Source organism: Anabaena sp. CS-542/02, assembly GCF_028331085.1.
Taxonomy (GTDB): Bacteria; Cyanobacteriota; Cyanobacteriia; order Cyanobacteriales; family Nostocaceae; genus Anabaenopsis; species Anabaenopsis arnoldii.
Map to the genome: position 1 here is coordinate 84,056 of NZ_JAQMTM010000049.1, position 22,886 is coordinate 106,941.

Genomic DNA, 22,886 nt, shown 5'->3' on the forward strand with positions numbered 1-22,886 from the left:
TGACATAAATTTACCTTAATTTACCTCAGAAAATATCGCTCAACCATCTCCTATATTTAGGAATAATCCTTGTTACCTAATTGCTGTTGATTGAGGTAGAAATAATGACCACGCTTGTCGATTAATTGCTCATGACTACCACATTCAATCAACATACCTTGATCTAAAACCAAAATTAAATCAGCATTCCTGATCGTAGACAAACGATGAGCAATAATTAAAGCAGTTCTACCCTTGAGAATTTGCTGCAAATTCTGCTGAATTATCCTTTCTGATTCCGTATCAAGGTGAGAAGTAGCTTCATCAAAAATCAAGAGTTTGGGGTTACCTAATAAAGCGCGGGCGATCGCAATTCTTTGTCTTTGTCCCCCAGACAATAAACCGCCCCCTTCACCAATTTGAGTTTCATAACCCATAGGTAATTTTTGGATAAACTCATCAGCACCTGCTAATTGAGCAGCGGTGAGAATTTCCTCTAAACTTGCATCAGGATGTGCTAAACAGATATTTTCCCGGATAGTATTACCAAACAAAAAAGTATCCTGATCAACCACACCCACCTGTTGGCGCAGAGAATCTAAAGAGATCGTAGTAATATCATGTCCATCAATTAAGATTTTACCATTAGTAGGTGGATACAAACCTAAAACCAGCTTAGAAATTGTAGTTTTACCAGACCCACTACGCCCCACTAAAGCCACTGTTTGTCCTGATTTAATTGAAAAATTGACATTTTGCAGAATATTAACATTAGCATCCTCATGATAACGAAAGGTCACCTGTTGAAAATCAATATTACCCATAATTTCTGGTAAAGTTTGCCGTTGTTGCTCTTGTATATCCTCTTCGGGTTTAGCATCTAACACATCATTAATCCTTTCCACAGCAATGATTACCTCTTGTAACTGGTTCCACAGCACAGTTAATCTTTTAAAAGGGTTAATAATATTGCCTAAAAGCATATTAAATGCCACCAACTGCCCAATAGATAATTGATTTTCAATTACCAAATATGCCCCATACCACAATAAAGCAGTCGATACACAAGCCTCAATCGTATTACTAAAAATCTGTAACCGATTGCCAATTACTTGCCCAGAAAAGTTAGTTTTTATCTCCTTGTTTAATAACTCTTCCCAATGCCAACGTACTGTTTGTTCTACCGCCGTTGATTTGATAGTTCTGATACCAGTTAAAGCTTCAATAATGTAACTATTTTCCTGAACTGAAGCCTTAAAGATGTCTCGGGAAATTCGCTGTAAAAAAGGTGTAGCAATCAAAGCCAGACCCAAAAAAGGCGGGACAATTACTAAAGATATCAAAGCCATTTGCCAACTGTACCAAAACATCAAACCCAGATAAATAAATACAGTTATAAAATCTAGAACGATTGATAATGCTTCCCCAGAAATAAAGCTTTGAATTTTGCTATTTTCCTGTAACCGAGAGACAATATCACCCACATAACGATTTTCAAAATAGCTTAAAGGTAATCGGAAAGTGTGACGAATAAACGCCACCACCAAAGCCACATTAATCTTATTACCCGTGTGGTCGATGAGATATTGCCTTAAACCTGTCATGGCCACACGGAACAGGCTAAACATCATCAAACCCAACCCTACAGCCATTAAGGTTAAATGAGACCGTTGTACTATCACACGGTCTAAAATCAGTTGTGTAAATAAGGGTGTAATCAGTCCAAATATTTGAATAAAGATGGAAGCAATAAATACTTCCCCTATGACCACACCATGAGGCTTGACCAGTTCAAAAAATTGCCAAAAAGGGGTTGTACTTTCTTGTGCATTCTTAAATAAAGCCGTTGGTTCTAGCAGCAGTGTATACCCAGTCCAACCCGCCTGGAATTCAGCGTAAGAAAGAGTCAGTTGACCAACCCCAGGGTCAGCAACTATCACATTTTGAGGGGTAATTTCATAGACAACAATATAGTGTTTTCCTTCCCAATGGACAATGGCCGGTAGTTTCTGTTGTGCTAACTGCTGGATATTAGCTTTCACCGGACGGGTATTAAAACCCAGGCTTTCCGCGCTGGTGGTTAACCCACGCAAGGATACACCATTACGATCAACATTAGCCATCTCCCGTAACCGGTTGAGGTTAAATTGTTTCCCCCAATAGAGAGAAACCATCACTAAACAAGCAGCACCGCAATCAGAAGCGCTGTGTTGAGCAAAAAAGGGATAACGCCGAGTAATTCTTTGTAATAGATGACGAACTTTTTGGGTAGGAGTGGGAAGGTAAGCTTGACTAATTTTTTGTCTGGTTTGGTGGTGATTTTCCCCGGTAGTGACCCTTGGTAATGGCTGCTGAGATGGAGAATGGAGAATATGGGTTTTTGTTTTTAGGTGCTCTTGAATTTGTGGATATTTATCCATTAAGTTTTTTAGCAATTCACCAGGGAAAAAACACAAACGCAGACTTTCACTGGCTCGCGCACCATAAACCTGACAGTTAAGATTAGGAAACAATGTATGATGTCCGAAGGACTCACCTTTTCTGACCGTGGTAATTACTTCTCCACTGTCATCAATTAACCTCACTTTGCTGCTAAGTACAACATAAATACCGGGTTCAACTCCTGTCCCTGACCAAAATTTCCCTATTTTCGGTTCTCTGTATTTTAGTTGCTGTCCATAGATTTGAAATTCGGCGACAGAAAAGGAATATCCTAGGGTTTGATTGAATAGTTCCTGGGAAATTTGTGTTTTAACTGATTCTTGAACCATAAATTTAGAAAATTTAGAGAATGATCATCTGATTTTGTGAAATTGAGTAAGTACTTGATAGGTTCCCCCTTCTAAAAACGGACACAATCATCTGTTACCCCTGGGTTTATGAGGAGCATCGTCTTAATTCACCCCCCAAGGGTTTCTCAATTAGGGGATGATAGCTATTTAATTTTTATGAAATTTCAGCAATTGAATCGGTACAAATGCATTAGTATTTCCCCTAGATTTTCCTGTGATATCAGTAATAGATATTTGGCAAGTCACACCTTCATGGGTATTTTCTGATGCAGTTTCAGATTTACCTTTAGTGGATAGTCCCATTTGTTTGAGTAAGCGTTTGATATGACATTCACTCAATTGCAGTCCAAACTCTTTAGCTAAGTGTTTACTTAACCAGTTAGCTGTCCAACGCCGAAAACCATAACCATAGTCGTGGGGATGATGGTTGACAAGTTCTTCAAGTCGTGCTATATATTCCTCATTGATCGCCTTCGGACGACCAACTGGTGATGTTTGCCATTCGTGGGCTTTCCCACTACGGGCTATATGTATCCAGTGTCTAGCGGTAGCTGAACAGCATCCTAAAGTACGACATATTTCCCTTTGTGATTTTCCTTCATCTGCCAACAGCATAATTGAAATCCGTTGGCGGTATAATTCTGGTATATCTTCTGCCAACTTTTTCAGTAAGAATTGGCGTTGAAATGGTGTCAACAATTTACCATTCATATTCCGTAACCTAATATTTGATTGCTGGCTTTTATACCATAATTGTCGCAATTAACAGTAAAATACCTTATTTTCAGGTATCGCTGGTATCTCCCAATGTCAATAGGTTATAGATCATTTTCCCCATGATGGCGACATCGACCCAAAGGAATAGAATTAGTGCCTAATTATACGATTACCCGCAAAATAGACATCCTCAGCCCATCACGTCTAATTTTGATGGATAGGCATATCAAGTGAGCCATATACTTGCAACTCAAGGTATATAGAAAGGGTCTTTTCTAAAACTAAGAAAGTCTGCTACAACTGCTAAAGGCAGATGGTTTTGATATATGGGAACTTATGACTGGGCAACAATGCACAAAGTCAATCTAGCCAGTTGTTTTCCACAGTTTACTATCTCGTCGGTGTTCGGTGTTTCTTGGAACTCATATTAAGCAAACGAGATACTCAATTGCAAGCTATATGCAACATCTCTTACTGAGGGACTCGCCAAAGGATGATAGTATTGTCCTCACCACCAGTGACCAGAGTCTGACCATCAGGACTGATAGCCAAGGCGGTGACAGTATCCGCGTGTCCCACAAGTGTGCGCATTTGTTCACCTGTGGCTAAATCCCAAAGTCTAATTGTGCGACCTCCTTGTAGCAGCGCTTCGCGATCGCGCCCACCACTAACAAGAGTGGTATTATCGGGACTAAAAGCAATGGATCTTACAGTTTCGATATTCTCTGCTAGTGTCTGGGTTTTCCCTTCGGTACCTAAATCCCCAAGTGTCATCGTGCGTAGCTTACCGCCGGAGTCATCGCGACTAGCAATAGCTAGGGTCTGACCATCTGGACTCAAAGCCACACCTGTAACTATTTCCCCATCTTCCTCCACTGTGCGGAGCAAAACTGCTCTGTGCAGATCCCAAATCTTAATAGTTTTGTCAAAACTACCACTGACTAGAGTTACACCATCTGCACTCATAGCTAGTGAACGCACCCAAGATGTATGACCTCTGAGCGTACCTCTTAACTTTCCCGTGGCCATATTCCACAGTTTAATAGTACCATCATCACTACCACTAACTAAAGTGCTGGCATCTGGGCTAAAGGCTAAGGCGTGAATTGAATCGGAATGTCCCCTGAGGGTGCGAAGTAACTCACCAGTAGGAAGATTCCAAATTTTGATAGTTTGATCATCACCACCACTAACTAAAGTACTTCCATCGGGGCTGATAGCTACGACATTCACCCTTTGTCGGCTATTGACCGTAGTAATTACCTCGCCTGTAACTAAATTCCAAACTTTAATACTCCCTTCCCCACTGCTGGCAAAAATCTGGCTATCGGGACTAATAGCCACAGATAAAACCACATCTTCATGACCTTCCAGAGCTTTAGCTAAGGTAATATTCTTGAAACTTGAATTGGGAGACCCTTCGGTAACTGACCCGCCACCACTACTATGATCTTGAGTCAATGTAGACAATAACACAGTCTGAAAGCGCTGATATTGCTGATACCAAGAATCTTCAATCCCAAATAACATCATCAAGGCACTGACTAAAACTATATTCTTCAGTAAGGCATATTTGATTGGTAAAGATGAAATCTGAGTTACCGGTATTTTTCCGGTAGATTTAGCTGCTTTTGGTAGTGCTAGTGGTTGTTTTACCTTCAAGTCTCTCATGACTTCATCGGCTGATTGGTAACGCTGCTCGATATCTTTTCTCAACAGCTTATCGAGAACATAATCCAATTCAGTACTCAATGGACTTCGCAAATATTGTCGCCAATTAGTCACCCAACCATAGCCATATTCCAGCCACAACTGAAAGGGAGCAATTCCAGTTAGTAAATGAAAGCAGGTAGCCCCCAAACCAAACAAATCACTAGCTGGGTAAGCCTTACCATCTCTAATTTGCTCCAATGGCGAATAACCATGGGAACCAATTGACGTCCCCATGTTCTTCTGTGCTCTGGTGGTTAACTGCTTCGAGGAACCAAAATCTATGAGGCTTAATCTTCCGTCACCATGTCGTCGAATAATATTTTCTGGTTTGATGTCCCGGTGAATCACACCACGGTCATGGATAAACTTGAGGACAGGCAATAAATGCAGCAAAATTGCTTTAATTTCCGCCGGTCTATAAACTTTTCGCCGTTGCAACTCGTTTAACAAATTTTGCCCATTTACAAACTGCTGTACTAAATACAAACAGTTGTCTTGCTCAAAATAAGCTAAAAGAGTTGGTATTTGTGGGTGTTCTCCTAGCTCTTGTAGACGCTTTGCTTCCTGAGCAAATAATTCTACTGCTTTCTTTTGCGACCAAGTTCCTTGAAACTTCGGCGCTAATTGCTTGACAACACAACGTTCATTTAGTTTATCTGTATCCTCGGATAAATAGGTTCTGCCAAATCCCCCCTCATCGGAAAGCAACCGAATCACACGGAAGCGATTTCGCAAAAGTGGCACCAAGGGGGTACTACAACTTTGGCATAACTTCTGTGTGTCAGGATTGAGGGGATTTGGGCAATCGGGATTTAAGCAGCAGATCATCATCTGACAGGCGCGACTGCACAATAAATAATGTTAAGTTAGTCCCGAAACTTCCCTTAATTAACATTGGCTCTCGCTCAATCATGGTAGAAAACACTGCTGTAGGGATTGGGGATTTACTTATATAGTAAGTTTTGGTAAATGCTCACCCATTTTTCCGTTTGCACCGAAAACTACAAGAGCCAGAAAATCCCTGATCTTATATTGATTATATTATAATATAACCTCACTATGTACAAGTCCCACAAAACTCTAAAACTCTATCTATTTTGCTATTTTGCTCACTTGTATCTTCTCTACATGGTAAGTAGACAAACAGATAAAAAATTCATATTTAAAACCCCCGATTAATTCAAACAATCGGGGTATAACCGCTAATGTATTTCTAATTACCTGTCACTTTTTCCAGAAGGTTCTTAACATTCTGTTCTACTGAAGTTGAACTCTGTGAATTTTCAGGGGTCTTCATCTTGTCTATGTCAGCGTCTCCCTGAACTTCATTGAGTCCTTTGTTTGACTTTTCTTGAGTTTCTTTGAGTCCCAATGGTTTGGATTTAGCTACCTCGTCAGTTTGGCGTTGCGTTTCCAGAAGCTGTGTCGTGCCTTCTTGAGGATCACTTTGATAACTACTGATGGCAAAAGCAGCTGAGGCGCTGGAGAAAAATAGCAGGACACAGGCAGAAGCCACAATTATAAAACGCACTGGGTGTAAAATGGATAAAATCACATGATAATTCTTCATCTTCAATCCTCAATAACAGCTTTAACACCGTGATGCTTGCACATACTAATGAGCAATGAATACCTTTAGTAGTAAAGAATGGGCGTGAAATTATTTATTTATTAATATGTGCTCTTTGATCGGTTACGTTATGAAATAGCTTGACTTACTTAGTAAATTCTCCTTTTTTTATGTCTAAGTACTATTTTATGAGTAAATCACTCACACTTGTATCGACCCGGAGAATGAAATTTATTTGAATTTATTTGAATTTATTTTATTTATAGGACTCGTATTTGATTTGTCAACAATTTCTGTTCCCTGTTCCCTGTTCCGGTGTTCCCTTTCCTCACTGATAATTTCTCAACTCAAATAGGATAACTATATATTGGTCTATATTTGTCCGTTAATCAATCTTGAGGTAGACGAACTTCAGACCAAGTTAACTGTGTTTTGGTTGCAGGGATGATCTAGAAAATTCAATATATTATCTCACCTGCATCTTCCTAAAGTAGACGCTCAACATCCCCCTATAAGTGTCCCTAAATCCAGCTTGTGATGTATTATTACTGACCCATTAATCTTGATTGGTTGTGACAAGGGAGTGGTGTAAAAGATAAGTAAACTACTTTAACAGCAAATTTTATCTATTTTAACATTTCTCTAAAGATACTACACTTGTATTACTAGACTGTCCACTGGAAGGAGCAAAAGTTATGCATGCGATCGCGCGCACTCCCACTACTGAAATGGAAGTTACCAGCATCCGCCTAGAAAGGGAACTCAAAGATAAACTTAAAGAAATAGCCCATAACCAGGGATATCAGGCCTTGATTAGAGAGATCCTCTGGAACTATGTACAACAAAAATCAGGTGAGTGGAAACCCGGATTTTCCCGATCCGATATTCGAGCTAGTGTACCTGCTACAGCTGAGAAAGAAGAACATTGTGTATTGACGGGTCAATTAATTCATCCCCAAGAATCGATGTTTTTAGGACTAACTAGAAATGGTGATATGGTTCCCTTGAGTGCAGAAAGTTTAGCTCCTTAGTTGGGGATTTCCTTGGATGCAGCCCATTTCTGGGAGGCTGCATTCAGAATCTAGCATAAATTTCATGGGCACATATTTTGTTAAAATTGTCTTATCCTTAAAGCTTGCGAGTCCCATGACTTTGTGTGGAATGGGGGCGATCGCCGTTGAGAGTGTCTTCAAAGCTCAAATTTCCCACAAGAGCGAAATTTGTTTTATCCTGAATGTGGCCAAATTTCCCGATAAAAGCCAACCAAATTCCGAAAGTGACTGAAAAATCAAAAATCCGAGAAAACCTTCCTCTGTGCCCTGCTGGAGATGAAACCGGTCTAGAAAACAATTTGGCTGTTGATCCAGTTACTTTACCAGACGTGGCGGTTAAAATTGAGAAAATAGCCGAAAGAAAGCGAAAAATTGTGGCTAGGATCCAAATTCCTCACCCTGTTGAACGGATTTGGAAAGTGCTAACAGACTATGAAGCCTTGTCTGAATTCATTCCCAATCTGGCTCAAAGTTGCTTGTTAGAGCATCCTCACGGTGGTATTCGACTAGAACAAATCGGCTCTGTGCGCTTACTCAAGTTCAATTTTTGCGCCCGTGTAGTTTTGGATTTGGAAGAACAGTTCCCTAATCAGATTAATTTCTCTATGGTAGAGGGAGATTTTAAGGACTTTTCTGGGATATGGTGTTTAGAGCCTGATTATCGGGGTGAGGAATTTGGAACTACCTTGTGTTATACCATTCAAGTTTGCCCTAAACTAACGATGCCAATCACAATCATTGAGCGTCGCCTCAGCGATGATTTGCGGTTAAATCTTTTAGCTATTCACCGGCGTGTAGAGGAGTTATGGCAAAGTGCTGAATAGAGCCTGAGCATTCAGTATTTTTCTGAGTCAAAAATAATCAGCCTTTTCTACGAGAAGGCTGATTAAAGATAAACAAGATTATTTCGCTTTATATAGCACTACGCATACACGTTAGGACATCATAATTGTGGTTTTAAGGGAACAGGGAACAGGGAACAGGGAACAGGGAACAGGGAACAGGGAACAGGGAATGGGGAACAACAAGCAGGGAAATGTCCTAACACTTGTGGTTACTGCTATATTTTTGGAATACCCCCAGGGGAATTCGAATCCCCGTCGCCTCCGTGAAAGGGAGGTGTCCTAGGCCTCTAGACGATGGGGGCTTAAGACTCAGACTTTATATATACTAATTACTTTTCTAGTGGATGTCAATAGGTTTTGCAAAAAAAATTTTCCCGGCTAAGATGGACGACAATACATAGCTGATATTGGAGTTTGTGCATCCAGAACACAAAGCCATAGGATGAGCAGCGATGAATGTAGCTGTTGATTTTTCACCAGTGTTTGATACTAACTAGAGGACTGTTGAATTTTTGCCCTAGCAGTCAGCCAATCAAGTAAGATAGACGACTAAGTATGAAAAAACTCTGGATTTCGCTGGGGACAAAGGATGTGATGCTGTACGCTGTAGAAGTAATATTTACTATTCTTTACAAAAGATTTTGAAATACATAGCTCAAAATCTACAACATGGAAGCATCTTTTGAAATCACCCTACAAATGGTCAGCGTCGTTTTTGCAGGCATTACCGCCCAGGTCATGGCTGCATACTTCCGCTTACCGAGTATTGTCTTGTTATTACTACTAGGCATTCTGCTAGGCTCCGATGGGCTGGGATTGTTGCATCCTCATGTCCTCGGTGCTGGTCTGGAAGTGATTGTTGCCCTAGCAACGGCAATAATTTTATTTGAAGGCGGACTCAATTTGGATATACAGGAACTGGGGAGAGTTTCAGTTAGCCTACAATTGCTGGTCACCCTGGGAACACTGATTACATTAATTGGCGGTAGTATGGCAGCCCACTGGTTGGGGGAATTTCCTTGGAATATAGCCTTTCTCTACGGATCCATCATTGTAGTCACAGGGCCAACGGTCATCAGTCCCCTGCTCAAACAAATCAACGTAGATCGTCAAGTGGCAACTATTTTAGAGGGAGAAGGAGTTTTAATCGATCCAGTAGGAGCTATTCTGGCATTCGTCGTCCTCGACACCATTATGAACGGCGATGCTGACCCCATAAATGCCATCATCGGCTTACTGATGCGTCTGGGGATTGGTGCGGCAATTGGTGGAGCCGGGGGCTACTTGATGAGCTTGATTTTCAAACGCGCTAATTTTCTCTCATCAGAGTTAAAAAACCTAGTGGTGCTGGCGATTCTGTGGGGTCTATTTACCTTGGCACAGACGATTAGGAGTGAATCAGGAATTATGACTACGGTCATCGCTGGTGCGGTATTTGCTAACTCATCAGTGCCAGAAGAGCGTCTATTACGCAGCTTTAAAGGTCAGCTGACAATTCTGGGTGTGTCGGTGCTATTTATTCTCCTGGCGGCAGACCTTTCCATTGCCAGTGTGTTTGCTTTGGGTTGGGGCAGTGTATTGACTGTTTTAGTGCTTATGTTCGTTGTTCGCCCCATTAACATTCTTTTCTGTACTTGGAACAGTAACCTGAATTGGCGACAGAAAGTATTTTTAAGTTGGGTGGCTCCTAGGGGCATTGTCAGTGCTTCTGTGGCATCTTTGTTTGCCATTGCGTTGACACAGCGGGGTATTAATGGTGGTGATGCTATCAAAGCTCTGGTGTTCTTGACAATTATCATGACGGTGGTTTGCCAAGGGTTAACAGCCGGAACAATTGCTAAATGGCTGCGTATCACCTCTAAGGATGCCACAGGGGCGGTGATTGTGGGTTGTAATCCCTTGAGCTTGTTGGTTGCGCGTTTCTTTCATGAACGGGGAGAAAAAGTAGTCATGATTGATACTGACCCAGAACGTTGTGCCAAAGCAGCGGCGGAAGATATTCCGGTGATTTCTAGCAGTGGATTGGATGTTTCTGTTTTGGAGGAAGCTGGACTGGCTTCTGTGGGAACTTTCCTGGCTATGACAAATAATGGTGAGGTGAATTTTGTCTTGGCTCAACGGGCGGCTGAAGAATTTAGCCCGCCGCGTGTTTTGGCAGTGTTTCCCCGGAAATCCCAAGCTAATTCTAGTTCTAGTCACAAGGTTAACCAAGCTTTTAGCACGGAGTTAGCCATTAAGACTTGGAATGAGTATCTCAACGATGGCAGAGTGAAGTTGGGGACAACTACACTTAATGCTCCCGAATTTACCAAACAACAGGAGCGTATCCAAGACAAGATTAAGAGCGGAGATTTGATTCCGTTGTTGCTGGAAAGAGAAGACCGTCTACAGGTAGTGCCAGCTAGTCAAGAATGGTTAGTAGGCGATCGCATTATATACTTGTTACACGACCCCAGACCCAACTTATTAAAGCGTTTATCCGGTGGTAGCCCATCAACTCGCCTGTCTCTGGAAACTTTACCGGAGGTGGAGGAGATGCCATTGGAGAAGTTACCTCAACTTTTTAGCGGTGATGCTCCTCAGAAGTGAATGCAGTCACAAAATCCAAATTCTGGGGTGTCGAAAGTTATTGGCTCACATGGGGTGTGGCCAGGGTGGTTAAACTAGCAACTAAAGGGTACAGCCAGACCGGGATAACTGCGATAACTACGGGGATCTAACACTTTGGCGTGAAATTTGGTCGGCAAATAATTGCAGTACCACCACATTTCACTAGTCAGGAATGCTCAAATTGTGGTGCTAGAGTTCAGAAATCCCTTAGTACTAGAACTCATTCTTGCATGCATTGGACTAAATGCGGGGAGGAGTGTAAAAAGGGCTGAATGTGGTACAATGGAAAAGCCTAGGCGCAATTTATTTATAAATTACCCTGCCAAAAAAACGTAAATCAAGCTAAGATAGTTGGCTAATCAGACCAGCAACTGCAATAGATATAGTTATATATTTAGCCTGATGCCATAGCGACCAGTGGCAACTACCTTAGATTCAGTGTCCATATTGTGCAACTCCTCATAAAAATTGCAGTTCAACAGTGGTGATTGTCCCCGGTCTCATGGAAAAGTTAGAAACTTGAAAACCACCCTATTCCGACATTTTCGGTCTCAGCATAGGAAGTCATGATTTTGAGCAGGATGCATCTCTTGTAGTTAAGATAAAATTGCCTTGCTAGTCAACCGCAACCCAGCCGAGTGAACGATAACAGCTATGTCCTACGTCTCCCTGCTAAAAAATATACCGGAAATTCTCAGCCGACCAACTGGGATAGCAGTAATAGCCTCTCTTGGCATCCACGGTGCTATTGCGTTGATTGTACCATTGATGCCTGTAGATTCTAATTCATCTCAACCATCAGAAGTAGCCAAATCAGTTGGTATCTTGGAATTAAGCCAAGCTGATCAAGCGCGTCTGCCAGAAAATCCCCAAATATCGCCAGAAACATCCCCATCGTCACTACCTGCAGAATGGTCACTACCTCCAAGACCGCCACTTCTGCCTCCGAATCTGGATATGCCCAGAACTAGACAGCCGTTACCATCATCTGCTTATACGCAACCTGTCTTGCCGCCAATGAGGACAACACTGAATTATCAGGTTGTTACTCCTCCTAATCGGAATGTTTCCTCGCCCCAGAGGACTGCTACACCTATACCAGACCCTAGGGTTGAATCTGAGCTTTCTGGAGAGCAATATCGATTTACCTCTGATTTTAATGCTGCCGCTCAAAAATTCACTCCTTCTACGCGAACTTTTAATCACAGTGAAATACAAGTGGCAGTGAAACCAATACCTGTAGAAGGATTGCCAAAACTAACTCCATCTCCAGTACCTGGGGATTTACCAAATACCCGCCCTACCACCGCAGCAGTGAATAATGCCGGTGAAAGTCGTCGAAATCAAGCCCTCGTAGCTCGTCTTCAGGAAAGCCGACAACAACCTGAGCAACCGAGTCATCAAAGCACTCCCAAATTGCAGTCGGAATCTAGGGACACAAAACCAGAGTCCGCTGTCGAGAAAGTAAATGCAGCCCGGGGAGCGATGGACTCCGGCACTGCGCGAGGGGCGATCGCCCACTTGAACTCACATCAGGATATCAGAGAGGAAATTCAGAAAGACTACCCCAATTCCAAACAAAAACCAGTTATCCGCGACACCATTGCCGTCAATCAGCCCCGGCTTGAAGGCAGAGTGTGGGGTTTCTTAGTGGTGGGTACTGAAGGGCAGGTTTTAGATATTAAATTCCCCAAGGGATTAGTTTCTACTGAGTTGCAATCAAAGGCCAGAGAATATTTTACTACTAAGTCTCCTCAAGGAGATCAACAAGTCAGCATTTATCCATTCAATCTCAGTTTCCAAAAAAACGGTAACACTGCTGCAACTACCGTCAAACCATTACCGGAACTGCGAGTCCCCAATGAGCAGTCAGCACCTGCACAGGCTGTTACTGCCAAGACTACACCCGAACCTAATAATAGTTCGCTGTCTTCCACTCTAGAATCTAGTGAAAAATTAATACAACAGTTGCGCCAAGTGCGAGAGGAAAGAACAAACTCTAATTTAGAAGAATCAAATTAACAGTGGCGAGTTTAGCGGAGGTGGAGTTTCAGGTTTCGCCTCCAACTACCACATCGCGAATTCGCAGACTCGGACCACCACAACCAACAGGTAAGCCATTCTGTCCACCTTTACCGCAACCACCAGACTCATCCCAATAAAAGTCATCACCCACGGATTCAATATCCGCCAGGGTTTGGAAAACGTTACCCGAAAGTGTCACATCCCTGACGGGTTCGGCTAGTTTACCGTTTCTAATCATCCACGCTTCTCCTGCAGTAAAGGTGAACATTTCCCCGTTGGTCATACCACCTAGCCAGTTACGGGCATATACACCTTGTTTGAGATCAGTAAATAAATCTGCAACTGGGGTTTTTCCCCGGGCAATCCAGGTGTTAGTCATCCGCACAATGGGGTTAAACTGATAATTAAGACAACGAGCATTACCGGTGGGGGCTTCTTCTAACTTCCCGGCGGTTTCACGAGAATGTAAACGTCCTACCAAAATACCATCTTGAATCAGTTGCGTAGTTGTACTAGGTGTACCTTCATCATCATACAAATAGCTACCACGATGCCCTAAGGGAGCGGCTCCATCAAAAATTTGTAGTTCTTCTGGACCAAACCGCCGTCCCATGCTCATGACTTCCAATAGGTCTGGGTTTTCGTAAGCCATATCGGCTTCGGAAAGATGTCCAAAGGCTTCGTGAACAAATAAACCTGTCAGCACTGGGTCAATGACCACTGTGTAGGTATTACCTTTTACTGATGGTAGAGTTAAGGCAGCAACAGCTCTTTGGGCGGCACTTTTAACTTGTTCATCAAAGGCAGTTAAATCTTCGTAAGCCTGGCGAGAACCGGTAGTTTCCCTGCCTGTTTGCAGAGTAGCGCCGTTTCTGGCTGTGGCGGCAAACCGCATTTCCATATCTACCCAAGATTGCTCGATCAGAGTTCCTTCTGAGGTAGCAATAATCACTTTTTGCGCGCTGTCAGCATAGCGGACTGAAGTGTTGGTAATGCGATGATCAAAGCTTTTTAATACATCAGTATAGCGATCGCACAGTTCTTTTTTCTGCCCAATGGGAATTTGACGGGGGTCACTCCCGGTCAGGGGTAGCTGGCATACTGCTTGTACTGCTTCAATGGGGGCTAGTATAGTTTGTTCATCACCTATCATCTTAGCAGCTGCGATCGCTTCTTCCATGCGTTCTTTAATTGTCCCTAAGTCATTAAAACTACTGAAGCCCCAGCCACCTTTATAACAAGCTCGAATATGCCCGCCTATAGAAATGCTTTCGCTGAGGGTTTCTATTTTGTCACCGCGCAACAAAATGTCGGTTCCTTCTGCTTGCTCCAGGCGAATCACTAGGTAGTCTACTCGGTATGAGTAGCGGGCGATGAGGTCGGAAAGTAGATTTTGAGCTTCAGCAAGTGTTTTTGGCATTTTTTCTGAGGGGGCAAATATTTAATTAAACGCAAAGGGGCGCAAAGTCGGGCGCAAAGGGGCGCAAAGGCTAAGTTCACTCAAAAAGCTGTTGTTCTGCTACTTTCCAATACCGGGAGAATCTTTTCAGGTCTATATAGCCATCGTATTCTAAGAATGGTTCTGTTTCCCAGACTTCTAAAGTTAATGATGTTTCTATTTGGTGGCAAATATGCTTAAATCTGGGGCTGGGACTGGCTGCTGTGGCTACTACATCGGCATGATGTTCTTGGGCAAATGCTACAATTTCTTGGGCTACGTTACCACGGCGAATGGTGACTGGGAGTTCTAATAGGCATTCATAAATAAATGTGATCCGTTTGAGGCTGAGTTGCCATTCTTCAATTAAGGCATCATCCCATACCCAGATGGCTGGAGCATGGGGGTATTGTTGTAATGCTCCGGTTTGTGGACTCAGTGAGTCCCCATGTACCCAAACTATTGTTTGACTCATTTTTTACTTTTTTTGCCTTGTTGCCAACTTTGACTATTGGGGTTTTTGGTAAATTTACCCCGGGGAAACAGTCTCTTTTCTAATTGTTCATAGCTACCTTCCAAGTCACAATTACCATGAAGGTTACACTGGCGACAATAAACACCTTGGGTATAGCGTTCTAAGTTTTCCCGGTTGAAAAAATAGGGTTTATGGCTAAAGGTGCTGGCTACCCATTGCCATGACATGTTATTACTAGCTGGGTCACCATCTAACAAGTGTTGTAAAAACCATTCGGCTCCGGCTTGCCAACGAATGCGCCGCCAATGGACAATATAAGCGGCTAGCCACATCCGCATATGGTTGTGTAAGTAGCCGGTTGAGCGTAATTCCTGGCTAAAGCTATCTATACACACCATTCCTGTTTGGCTTTGGGTGATGTCTGCTGGTAAGTTGGGGGCGTAGTCTGTTGGGGTGTACCCAGTTTTATATTCTTCTTGGTCTTGCCATATGCGATCGCCTAGTTTCATATACAATCTCTGCCAATAGTCACGCCAAGCCAATTCATTAATTAGCTTAGTCGCATCTTTGGGGTCTTGTACTTTTGCTAACACATAATCCCGCACCTCGCCCAAGCTTAACACTCCATAACGAATATAGGGTGAAAGTCTGGTGACAGCCCCATTTAAAAAATTACGTGTTTTCGCGTAGGTTACCGGGTTTACTTGTTCTAGTAATTTCTGTGCAGCTTTACGCCCTCCCACGGTTTCACTCACATGACCATCCCTTTGGGCTGCATGGGGGAATTGTTCCCCCAGGTAGGCTATTAACTCATCACGGTTACTAAAATCACGTCGCATATGTTAAGTTTATATATAATTACGGTCAACTATTGCTTTTGGGGATGGATATAGTCTACAAAGTAGAACTGAGGTACCAACTGGAATTTCAACCAGGAGTAAGCTCCCATAGTTAAACCTGCTGTGATTACTAAGGGCAAACCCAACTTAATTCTCAAAGCATCAGGAAGTAAAGCAACTCCAGCAATAGTAGTTATACTATATACTAATAATCCCACTTGTAAGCGTTGTATAACCTTGAGAGCGTTACGGCAACTTCTACAATGCCGAGTGTGTTGTGAATAGCGATCAAGTAATACAGCACGGTGATCATTAATGGGGGTAGGTGCGATCCTAATTCCTACTTCTTCCCAAGGTAGCTGACCGCCACAATACTGATCAAACCAATTACGAAACTCAATTACCAAACGGTCTGCACCTGTAGCTAGTTTATAGATACTCTTCCAGCTTGCAGATGCTTGTTTGTCTTGCAGAAACTTTTCTTGCTGGTGTAAAATAATCATATCTCCATCCAGTACCAGATTACGGGTGTTGACATGAGTCCACCACCGCGGTATAATATGGTGGAGTGTTTTAGCAAAGTTGCGGGTAAATTGGGCGACAATTCTGGACTTACCTGGAGATACAGGAAGGCAGTAGGTGACAAGTCCTAGTTTTTTCTCCCCAGAGTCCCCTAAAGTAATGGCATACTCCAAACGACAAGGAGGTGCAAAGGTGATTGTAGTTTTCATGCCTCTATCAATCACTGTTTCAATTAACTTTGAAGTGGATTGTACAACCTCCATAGATATGGGTACGGCATTTTCTCTTTTACCCTGTACCCCATGATGAGTAAAAGGTACATGACTAGGATCTGCGACATTTTCCACTAAAGTTTGCCAATCATATTCTAAATCCCGCACATAAGACGACCAGACAAACCCTTTATTAGCATCTATTTGAGGTGACAGGGGTAAGGGCGTATTGGCCGCTTGTGCTGCTGAGTTCCCATCAGGCCAAACCCAAAGTAAATCATTAGCCTGGCGAACTGGTAGTGAAATTACACAGTAATTATTTTGATTTTTAGTCACAATTTCTGGGTTTTCCGCTTGGGGAATGTGAGTACAAACCCCTTGAGAATCAAATTCCCAACCATGATAACTACACATTAAATTACCAGTTTTCTCCTCAACACGTCCTTCACTCAAAGGAGCGAGGCGGTGGGGACATTGGTCTAAAAATACCCGGTAAGTCTCAGATGACTTAGGCTTCCAGATAACTAAACGAATTCCCAACAGAGTGACTGGTGTTGGTCGTTGAGGCTCAATATCTTCTACTGGTGAGAGTGGATACCACTGCTGGAAAAAGTTAAATTTAGATGTCATTATTGATGATGGTGGTGTTTAAGTTGGGTGGAAAATCTGACGCTCAGTCGCTCTTTTCGCCAAAGCCACTTACTAAGATATTGTCACAGGAGATGAAAAAATTCCCTGTGGCTATTTTTCACCTCCCCTCAAACAGGTAAAATTTTGATCAGATGGCTATCTACAATACATAATGAGTGACATTCCCCAAACCGGACAACTCGCGCCTAATTTCTCCATCCCTGACCAAGATAATCATACCGTTAGCCTGGGTGATTTTCCCGGTCAGTGGGTTATATTATATTTTTACCCCAAAGATGATACCCCTGGCTGTACCACCGAAGCCAAGGACTTTACGGAGTTGTCTGCCGAGTTCAGCCAACTGGGAGGTAAGATATTAGGTGTAAGTCCAGATTCCACAAAAGCTCATTGTAAATTTATTGACAAACATAATTTAGCTATTACCTTGTTAAGTGACCCTGAACACCAGCTGATAGAAGCCTATGGCGCTTGGCGGTTAAAGAAATTCATGGGTAAAGAATATATGGGTGTAGCCCGGTCAACATTTCTCATCTCACCAGATGGGATAATTGCTTATACTTGGCCCAATGTTAAAACTAAAGGTCATGGACAAGCAGTATTAATTAAGTTACGGGAATTAGCGCTTTGAGCTCCCCGACTTCTTTTATAAACTCCAAACTCAGCGAGCATATACATCAGAAGTCGGGGAGCTTGGGATTAAGGAAGGAGGAGGAAATGACAAAATTATAACTATTGAAAAAAACTCAGTCAAAGCAGTTAGTTTATGTCTATCCGTCCTATATATCTTGATTGTCACGCTACTACACCCGTAGATGAACGGGTATTAGCAGCCATGATGCCCTATTTTACAGAACACTTTGGCAATCCATCTAGTATTAGTCATGTTTACGGTTGGGAAGCGCAAGCAGCTGTCAAACAAGCACGGGAAATTTTAGCCACAGCTATTAATGCTACACCCGAAGAAATCGTATTTACCAGTGGTGCTACAGAAGCTAATAATTTAGCCATTAAAGGTGTAGCTGAGGCTTACTTTCAAAAGGGTCAGCATATTGTCACCGTAGCGACAGAACATAGTGCGGTGCTTGACCCTTGTAATTATTTAAAATCTTTGGGATTTGACATTACCATTCTCCCTGTGCAGCCAGATGGTTTAATTGATTTAACTGAGTTAGAAAAGGCTTTGCGTCCTGATACAATTTTAGTATCAGTCATGGCGGCTAATAACGAAATAGGCGTATTACAACCCTTGGCAGAAATTGGCGAAATTTGTAGGGAAAGAAATATAATTTTTCATACAGATGCAGCCCAAGCTATTGGTAAAATTCCCTTGGATGTCCAGGGGATGAAAGTTGATTTGATGTCCCTGACTGCACATAAAGTATATGGACCCAAGGGGATTGGGGCTTTATATGTCCGCAGACGTAACCCTAGAGTTAAACTCGCACCGCAACTACATGGCGGTGGACATGAGCGGGGGATGCGTTCGGGAACTTTATATACACCGCAAATTGTCGGTTTTAGTAAAGCTGTGGAAATAGCGATCGCCTCCCAAGCAACAGAAAATCAACACCTGGGGGAACTCAGACAAAGGTTATGGGAACAGCTGTCGCAGTTATCGGGAATTCACCTCAACGGACATCCCACCCAGCGACTAGGGGGAAATTTGAATATTAGTATTGAGGGGGTAGATGGTGCGGCGTTATTGTTAGGGTTACAAGCGGTGATGGCGGTTTCTTCTGGTTCTGCTTGTTCCTCCACCAGTACAGCGCCTTCCCATGTGCTGACAGCTTTGGGACACTCGGAAAAATTAGCTTATGCTTCCCTGCGGTTTGGGATGGGACGATTTAACACTACTCAACAAATGGATATAGTCGCACAGCAGGTTATTTCTACTGTGCAAAGTTTACGCTCTCTCAAGTTCGCTTAATTGGTTGGGGTCATTGAACCCCACCCCCTCCGCTGCGAGCTAGGAGGTGAGTTAAAATTAGAAATTGAATGCTGCTAAAATCCAGCATAACTTCTATTTAAATTTTAGAAGTATAGCAATCCAAAATTTCATCTACCCTGATAGAGGAGAAAACATCAAAATGCAGAATATTTTTGGGGAATTGAACTTTCACAGTCTCAAATCCAACCCAGATTTTAAAGAAGATAGTGTTAGGGAAGTAATTATTTTGCCGATTTTAAAAGCACTTGGTTATAGGGAAATAAATATAGTTCGTAGTAAAACATTACAACATCCTTTTTTAAAAATTGGTAGTAAAAAACGCCCGGTAAATCTTATTCCTGATTATGTTTTGAAGTTAGAAAATAAATTTGCTTGGGTACTTGATGCAAAATCACCGAATCAAAATATCAAATCAGGTGAGCATATAGAGCAAGTTTACAGTTATGCTATCCACCCGGAAATTAGGACTAATTATTTTGCTCTTTGTAATGGCGTAGAATTTTCTCTATTTAAAACTACCGAAACTGACATACCTATTCTATTTTTTGCCATTGATGAACTTGAATTTTATTGGGAAAAGTTAAATCAATATCTTTCACCTAATAGCTTTCAATCTGGCAAAAACTTTAGTTATGAAAATACTACAGCTACAGTTAAGCCTCAAGGTAATTTTAATTATAACACCCGTCCTTTATTAGCAGACATTCCCGTAACAAAACGAGCTGCAAGAAGACATTTTGGTGTTCATGGATATTTTACTAAACAAGCTTGGAATGTGGTAGCTGAATATATAAAAAACTTTAGTCAACCTGGAGATTTAATTATTGACCCTTTTGGGGGTAGTGGAGTAACAGCAATTGAGGCTTTAATGAATAACAGAAAAGCCATTAGCATAGATATTAATCCTATGGCGGTCTTTATCGTTAATTCCTTAATTGCTCCTGTAGATTTTAATGAACTTTCAGCAGCTTTTGAAAGAGTTAAAAAAGAATATCAAAAACAAGAACCCACTACAGAAACTGAAATAAAGAAAGCATTAACAAAATACCCCTATCCTCAAGGTTTAAAATTACCTAAAGGTTCAGATGTCGAAACAGTAGAACAGTTATTTAGTAATAAACACTTAGCACAGCTAGGTTTATTAAAGTCAATTATTCAAAAAGAGAAAGACAAAAACATTAAAGATTCATTGATGTTAATGTTTTCTGGACTCATAACTAGACTAAATCTCACATATCATACTTCAAATCGTCTTGTTCGTCCCGGTGGTAATTGTTCTCTGTTTGTTTATTATCGCTATAGAATTGCACCTAAACCCTTAGACCTTGATATTATCAAATATTTTTAACTGCGATTTCAAAAAATAGTATCAGCTAAAAAAGAGATGGAATATTACATTAATGAACAAACCATTTCTAATGCACAAATTATTAAACATTCAGCTACAGATTTAAGTTTTATTCCTAAAGAAAGTGTAGATTATATATACACTGACCCTCCCTATGGTAAAAAAATACCCTATTTAGACTTATCGGTAATGTGGAATGGGTGGCTAGATTTAAAAGTCACTGAAAAAGACTATGAACAAGAAGCCATTGAAGGAGGAGAATATAAAAAAACTAAAGATGAATATAATAACCTGATAGCCGCCAGCATTAAAGAAATGTATAGAGTGTTAAAATTTGACCGTTGGTTATCATTTGTATTCGCCCATAAAGATCCTGAATTTTGGCATTTAATTATTGATACTGCGGAAAAGTGCGGTTTTGAATATATTGGAGCAGTACCGCAAAAAAATGGACAGACAAGTTTTAAGAAAAGACAAAATCCTTTTACAGTTCTGTCAGGACAATTAATAATTAATTTCCGCAAAGTTCGTAGTCCTAGAACTATCATGAAAGCTAATTTAGGAATGGATATTGCAGAAATTCTCATTGAAACTATTGAAGGAATTATTGCTAAAAATGATGGGGCTTCATTAGAGCAAATTAACGATGAACTAATTATTAAAGGTTTAGAGTTAGGTTTCTTAGATTTGTTAAAAAAAGAGTATTCAGATTTAACGCCGATTTTAATAGGTAATTTTGACTATGACGAAAAAACTGAACTATTTACTTTGAAAAAAGATACAAAATTCAAGTCACATATTGATGTAAAACTGAGAATTAAATACTATTTAATTAGTTATCTAAGAAGAATGGAACGAGAAAATAATCACCCAGGTTTTGATACAATAGTTCTGCATCTGTTACCATTGTTGAAAAACGGAAATACACCGGAAAATCAAACTATTTTAAGTGTATTGGAAGATATCGCCGAACGTATAGGGGAAGACAGTTGGAGACTCAAAAAACAGGGTCAACTTTCGCTATTTGACACACAAAATTAATGATTATAGACCCTAGGGGGATACTGATACCCAACCCATATTAATTTTAGCCTGCCTATAGGTCAGTTGGGTCAGTCAAGAAAAAGATATTTCCCCCTCTCCTTAGTCAAGAGAGGGTTGGGGTGAGGTTCCCAGTTAATAAGGGTCAGAATCAAACCGACCCCGTTTTACACTCCTGAGATAGTAACCTCTGGTGGGTAAATTCCTTAAGTTGAAAGTATCACCACGGGGAACCCGCCAAATCTTGTAGTCGTAATATGTTAGAGGTGTGCGGGGTTTGCATATTTCTGGGGGATGGTCTCCTAAAACGAAATATGCAGCGCCTCTACCCATGACTTTAGCCATACCAAATTTATCGACAGTCACAGATGTTTCTTCGCTAATGGCTATCCCTAAAACGCTCTTGGATACGCCATCTTGGATTTGACGGGCGATAAAAGCCATAATGCGCCCCATTCTTTTGCGTCTGTCAAAATGGGTATCAACGATGGTCCCCGTTAAATGACTCCACGGGAAAAAGTTGTAAGTAAAGGTGATGTCTCGGTACGGGTCTTCGAGAGCTTCTCTGGTTTCAATACCTTCTTGGGAGGAAGCGCAAGCATCATAGACATAATCACTTTGAATCATCGCCCCGGCGCTGGTGCCGCCAATGCCGCCGCCTTTGGCATAAACTGATTTAATGGTAGCTTCTAATTTGGTATTTTTCCAGTTACGGATATACTCACATTGGTCGCCACCTGCAAAGAAAATTACGTCTGCATTTCTGACTTTTTCGATAATTTCCGATTTATTAGCATCCTGTCGGTTACTAATTACCAGTGTCTCTACATATTTGACTCCCTGCATATTATAAATTAAGCGGTTGTAATCATCACTACCGGAAGTGCGAAGTACGACAACATTAACTTTGGTGGAGTAGCTAGTTGATCCCCGGACTTGATGAATCATCCACTGAATGGCTTCCTCTACATCTAGACCGCCTCCACCTAAAATATGCACAGGCCCTGCTAAGGGTGTGACTGAGGGGGGACGTAAATCTAAAGTTTTTTCTGGTGGGATGTCGGGGTTTAGGAATGCTATGAGGGCGGTTCCCATCTTCCTCAACATGG

At 41.6% G+C, this 22,886-nt stretch carries 19 protein-coding genes and 1 tRNA gene; 10 read left to right on the top strand and 10 right to left on the bottom strand.

Annotated elements, in window-relative coordinates; genetic code table 11:
• Nucleotides 1-56: 56 nt before the first annotated feature.
• From PN447_RS05210 to PN447_RS05225, 4 genes are all read right to left on the bottom strand, one after another.
• Nucleotides 57-2,750 (bottom strand): peptidase domain-containing ABC transporter, encoded by a 2,694-nt coding sequence (locus PN447_RS05210; RefSeq protein ID WP_271761371.1) that lies wholly within the window; start codon nt 2,748-2,750, stop codon nt 57-59.
• A 168-nt stretch (nt 2,751-2,918) separates the two neighbouring features.
• The gene (locus PN447_RS05215) at nt 2,919-3,482 is read right to left on the bottom strand and encodes a helix-turn-helix domain-containing protein (protein WP_271761372.1); all 564 of its coding nucleotides are present in this window, start codon (nt 3,480-3,482) and stop codon (nt 2,919-2,921) included.
• A gap of 477 nt (nt 3,483-3,959) precedes the next feature.
• The gene (locus PN447_RS05220; protein ID WP_271761413.1) at nt 3,960-6,029 is read right to left on the bottom strand and encodes a serine/threonine-protein kinase; all 2,070 of its coding nucleotides are present in this window, start codon (nt 6,027-6,029) and stop codon (nt 3,960-3,962) included.
• Nucleotides 6,030-6,414: 385 nt separating this feature from the next.
• Nucleotides 6,415-6,771 (bottom strand): hypothetical protein, encoded by a 357-nt coding sequence (locus PN447_RS05225; protein ID WP_271761374.1) that lies wholly within the window; start codon nt 6,769-6,771, stop codon nt 6,415-6,417.
• Nucleotides 6,772-7,466: 695 nt separating this feature from the next.
• Here PN447_RS05225 and PN447_RS05230 point away from each other — a divergent pair.
• The 3 genes from PN447_RS05230 to PN447_RS05240 all read left to right on the top strand — a co-directional run bounded on the left by PN447_RS05230 (nt 7,467) and on the right by PN447_RS05240 (nt 8,647).
• The gene (locus tag PN447_RS05230) at nt 7,467-7,802 is read left to right on the top strand and encodes a hypothetical protein (protein WP_271761376.1); all 336 of its coding nucleotides are present in this window, start codon (nt 7,467-7,469) and stop codon (nt 7,800-7,802) included.
• Nucleotides 7,803-7,866: 64 nt separating this feature from the next.
• Nucleotides 7,867-8,055, top strand: a complete 189-nt coding sequence (locus tag PN447_RS05235) for a hypothetical protein (RefSeq protein WP_271761377.1) — start codon at nt 7,867-7,869, stop codon at nt 8,053-8,055.
• Nucleotides 8,048-8,647 carry an SRPBCC family protein gene (locus tag PN447_RS05240; RefSeq protein WP_271761378.1) on the top strand — a complete coding sequence of 200 codons (600 nt, stop codon included), beginning with the start codon at nt 8,048-8,050 and terminating at the stop codon, nt 8,645-8,647. The genes PN447_RS05235 and PN447_RS05240 overlap by 8 nt, the downstream gene beginning before the upstream one ends.
• Before the next feature lie 250 nt (nt 8,648-8,897).
• Here PN447_RS05240 and PN447_RS05245 read toward each other — a convergent pair.
• Nucleotides 8,898-8,970: transfer RNA gene (locus PN447_RS05245), tRNA-Glu, on the bottom strand.
• Between the two features lie 367 nt (nt 8,971-9,337).
• Between PN447_RS05245 and PN447_RS05250 the strand changes: the two genes are divergently transcribed.
• The 3 genes from PN447_RS05250 (at nt 9,338) to PN447_RS05260 (ending at nt 13,300) form a co-directional block, all read left to right on the top strand.
• The gene (locus PN447_RS05250; protein WP_271761379.1) at nt 9,338-11,257 is read left to right on the top strand and encodes a cation:proton antiporter; all 1,920 of its coding nucleotides are present in this window, start codon (nt 9,338-9,340) and stop codon (nt 11,255-11,257) included.
• A gap of 140 nt (nt 11,258-11,397) precedes the next feature.
• Nucleotides 11,398-11,550, top strand: coding sequence for a zinc ribbon domain-containing protein (locus PN447_RS05255; RefSeq protein WP_442867077.1), 153 nt, complete (start codon nt 11,398-11,400; stop codon nt 11,548-11,550).
• Nucleotides 11,551-11,932: 382 nt separating this feature from the next.
• Nucleotides 11,933-13,300 carry a hypothetical protein gene (locus tag PN447_RS05260; protein WP_271761381.1) on the top strand — a complete coding sequence of 456 codons (1,368 nt, stop codon included), beginning with the start codon at nt 11,933-11,935 and terminating at the stop codon, nt 13,298-13,300.
• Between the two features lie 28 nt (nt 13,301-13,328).
• On the opposite strand, the gene PN447_RS05265 is transcribed toward PN447_RS05260, so the two are convergent.
• The 4 genes from PN447_RS05265 to PN447_RS05280 form a co-directional block, all read right to left on the bottom strand.
• On the bottom strand, nt 13,329-14,723 hold the full coding sequence (locus tag PN447_RS05265; RefSeq protein WP_271761383.1) for a TldD/PmbA family protein: 1,395 nt from the start codon (nt 14,721-14,723) through the stop codon (nt 13,329-13,331).
• Nucleotides 14,724-14,799: 76 nt separating this feature from the next.
• Nucleotides 14,800-15,216: a hypothetical protein gene (locus tag PN447_RS05270; protein WP_271761385.1), complete on the bottom strand. Its 417-nt coding sequence runs from the start codon at nt 15,214-15,216 to the stop codon at nt 14,800-14,802.
• Entirely contained in the window at nt 15,213-16,055 is an 843-nt protein-coding gene (locus PN447_RS05275; RefSeq protein WP_271761387.1) for an FAD-binding domain-containing protein, read from the bottom strand. The genes PN447_RS05270 and PN447_RS05275 overlap by 4 nt, the downstream gene beginning before the upstream one ends.
• 29 nt (nt 16,056-16,084) lie before the next feature.
• Nucleotides 16,085-17,419 carry an aromatic ring-hydroxylating dioxygenase subunit alpha gene (locus PN447_RS05280; RefSeq protein WP_271761389.1) on the bottom strand — a complete coding sequence of 445 codons (1,335 nt, stop codon included), beginning with the start codon at nt 17,417-17,419 and terminating at the stop codon, nt 16,085-16,087.
• 172 nt (nt 17,420-17,591) lie between these two features.
• Between PN447_RS05280 and bcp the strand changes: the two genes are divergently transcribed.
• The 4 genes from bcp to PN447_RS05300 all read left to right on the top strand — a co-directional run bounded on the left by bcp (nt 17,592) and on the right by PN447_RS05300 (nt 21,777).
• A complete protein-coding gene (gene bcp, locus PN447_RS05285; RefSeq protein ID WP_271761391.1) occupies nt 17,592-18,068 on the top strand; it encodes a thioredoxin-dependent thiol peroxidase in 477 nt (158 codons plus the stop codon).
• 135 nt (nt 18,069-18,203) lie between these two features.
• The gene (locus PN447_RS05290) at nt 18,204-19,367 is read left to right on the top strand and encodes a cysteine desulfurase family protein (protein ID WP_271761392.1); all 1,164 of its coding nucleotides are present in this window, start codon (nt 18,204-18,206) and stop codon (nt 19,365-19,367) included.
• Between the two features lie 64 nt (nt 19,368-19,431).
• Nucleotides 19,432-20,736, top strand: coding sequence for a DNA methyltransferase (locus PN447_RS05295; RefSeq protein ID WP_271761394.1), 1,305 nt, complete (start codon nt 19,432-19,434; stop codon nt 20,734-20,736).
• 36 nt (nt 20,737-20,772) lie between these two features.
• Nucleotides 20,773-21,777, top strand: a complete 1,005-nt coding sequence (locus tag PN447_RS05300; protein WP_271761396.1) for a hypothetical protein — start codon at nt 20,773-20,775, stop codon at nt 21,775-21,777.
• A 135-nt stretch (nt 21,778-21,912) separates the two neighbouring features.
• Here the strand turns inward: PN447_RS05300 and PN447_RS05305 are convergent, their stop codons facing one another.
• Complete coding sequence (locus PN447_RS05305; protein WP_442867078.1) at nt 21,913-22,884, bottom strand: cyanophycinase; 972 nt, start codon at nt 22,882-22,884, stop codon at nt 21,913-21,915.
• Between the last annotated feature and the right edge of the window lie 2 nt (nt 22,885-22,886).

Excerpts from the sequence above, each read along its gene's own strand:
- PN447_RS05220 (WP_271761413.1), bottom strand. The coding sequence starts at position 6,029 with ATGATCTGCTGCTTAAATCCCGATTGCCCAAATCCCCTCAATCCTGAC.
- PN447_RS05290 (WP_271761392.1), top strand. The coding sequence starts at position 18,204 with ATGTCTATCCGTCCTATATATCTTGATTGTCACGCTACTACACCCGTA.
- PN447_RS05305 (WP_442867078.1), bottom strand. The coding sequence starts at position 22,884 with ATGTTGAGGAAGATGGGAACCGCCCTCATAGCATTCCTAAACCCCGAC.
- PN447_RS05225 (WP_271761374.1), bottom strand. The coding sequence starts at position 6,771 with ATGAAGAATTATCATGTGATTTTATCCATTTTACACCCAGTGCGTTTT.
- PN447_RS05250 (WP_271761379.1), top strand. The coding sequence starts at position 9,338 with ATGGAAGCATCTTTTGAAATCACCCTACAAATGGTCAGCGTCGTTTTT.
- PN447_RS05300 (WP_271761396.1), top strand. The coding sequence starts at position 20,773 with ATGGAATATTACATTAATGAACAAACCATTTCTAATGCACAAATTATT.
- PN447_RS05265 (WP_271761383.1), bottom strand. The coding sequence starts at position 14,723 with ATGCCAAAAACACTTGCTGAAGCTCAAAATCTACTTTCCGACCTCATC.
- PN447_RS05280 (WP_271761389.1), bottom strand. The coding sequence starts at position 17,419 with ATGACATCTAAATTTAACTTTTTCCAGCAGTGGTATCCACTCTCACCA.
- PN447_RS05275 (WP_271761387.1), bottom strand. The coding sequence starts at position 16,055 with ATGCGACGTGATTTTAGTAACCGTGATGAGTTAATAGCCTACCTGGGG.
- PN447_RS05235 (WP_271761377.1), top strand. The coding sequence starts at position 7,867 with ATGGGCACATATTTTGTTAAAATTGTCTTATCCTTAAAGCTTGCGAGT.
- bcp (WP_271761391.1), top strand. The coding sequence starts at position 17,592 with ATGAGTGACATTCCCCAAACCGGACAACTCGCGCCTAATTTCTCCATC.
- PN447_RS05230 (WP_271761376.1), top strand. The coding sequence starts at position 7,467 with ATGCATGCGATCGCGCGCACTCCCACTACTGAAATGGAAGTTACCAGC.
- PN447_RS05270 (WP_271761385.1), bottom strand. The coding sequence starts at position 15,216 with ATGAGTCAAACAATAGTTTGGGTACATGGGGACTCACTGAGTCCACAA.
- PN447_RS05260 (WP_271761381.1), top strand. The coding sequence starts at position 11,933 with ATGTCCTACGTCTCCCTGCTAAAAAATATACCGGAAATTCTCAGCCGA.
- PN447_RS05215 (WP_271761372.1), bottom strand. The coding sequence starts at position 3,482 with ATGAATGGTAAATTGTTGACACCATTTCAACGCCAATTCTTACTGAAA.
- PN447_RS05210 (WP_271761371.1), bottom strand. The coding sequence starts at position 2,750 with ATGGTTCAAGAATCAGTTAAAACACAAATTTCCCAGGAACTATTCAAT.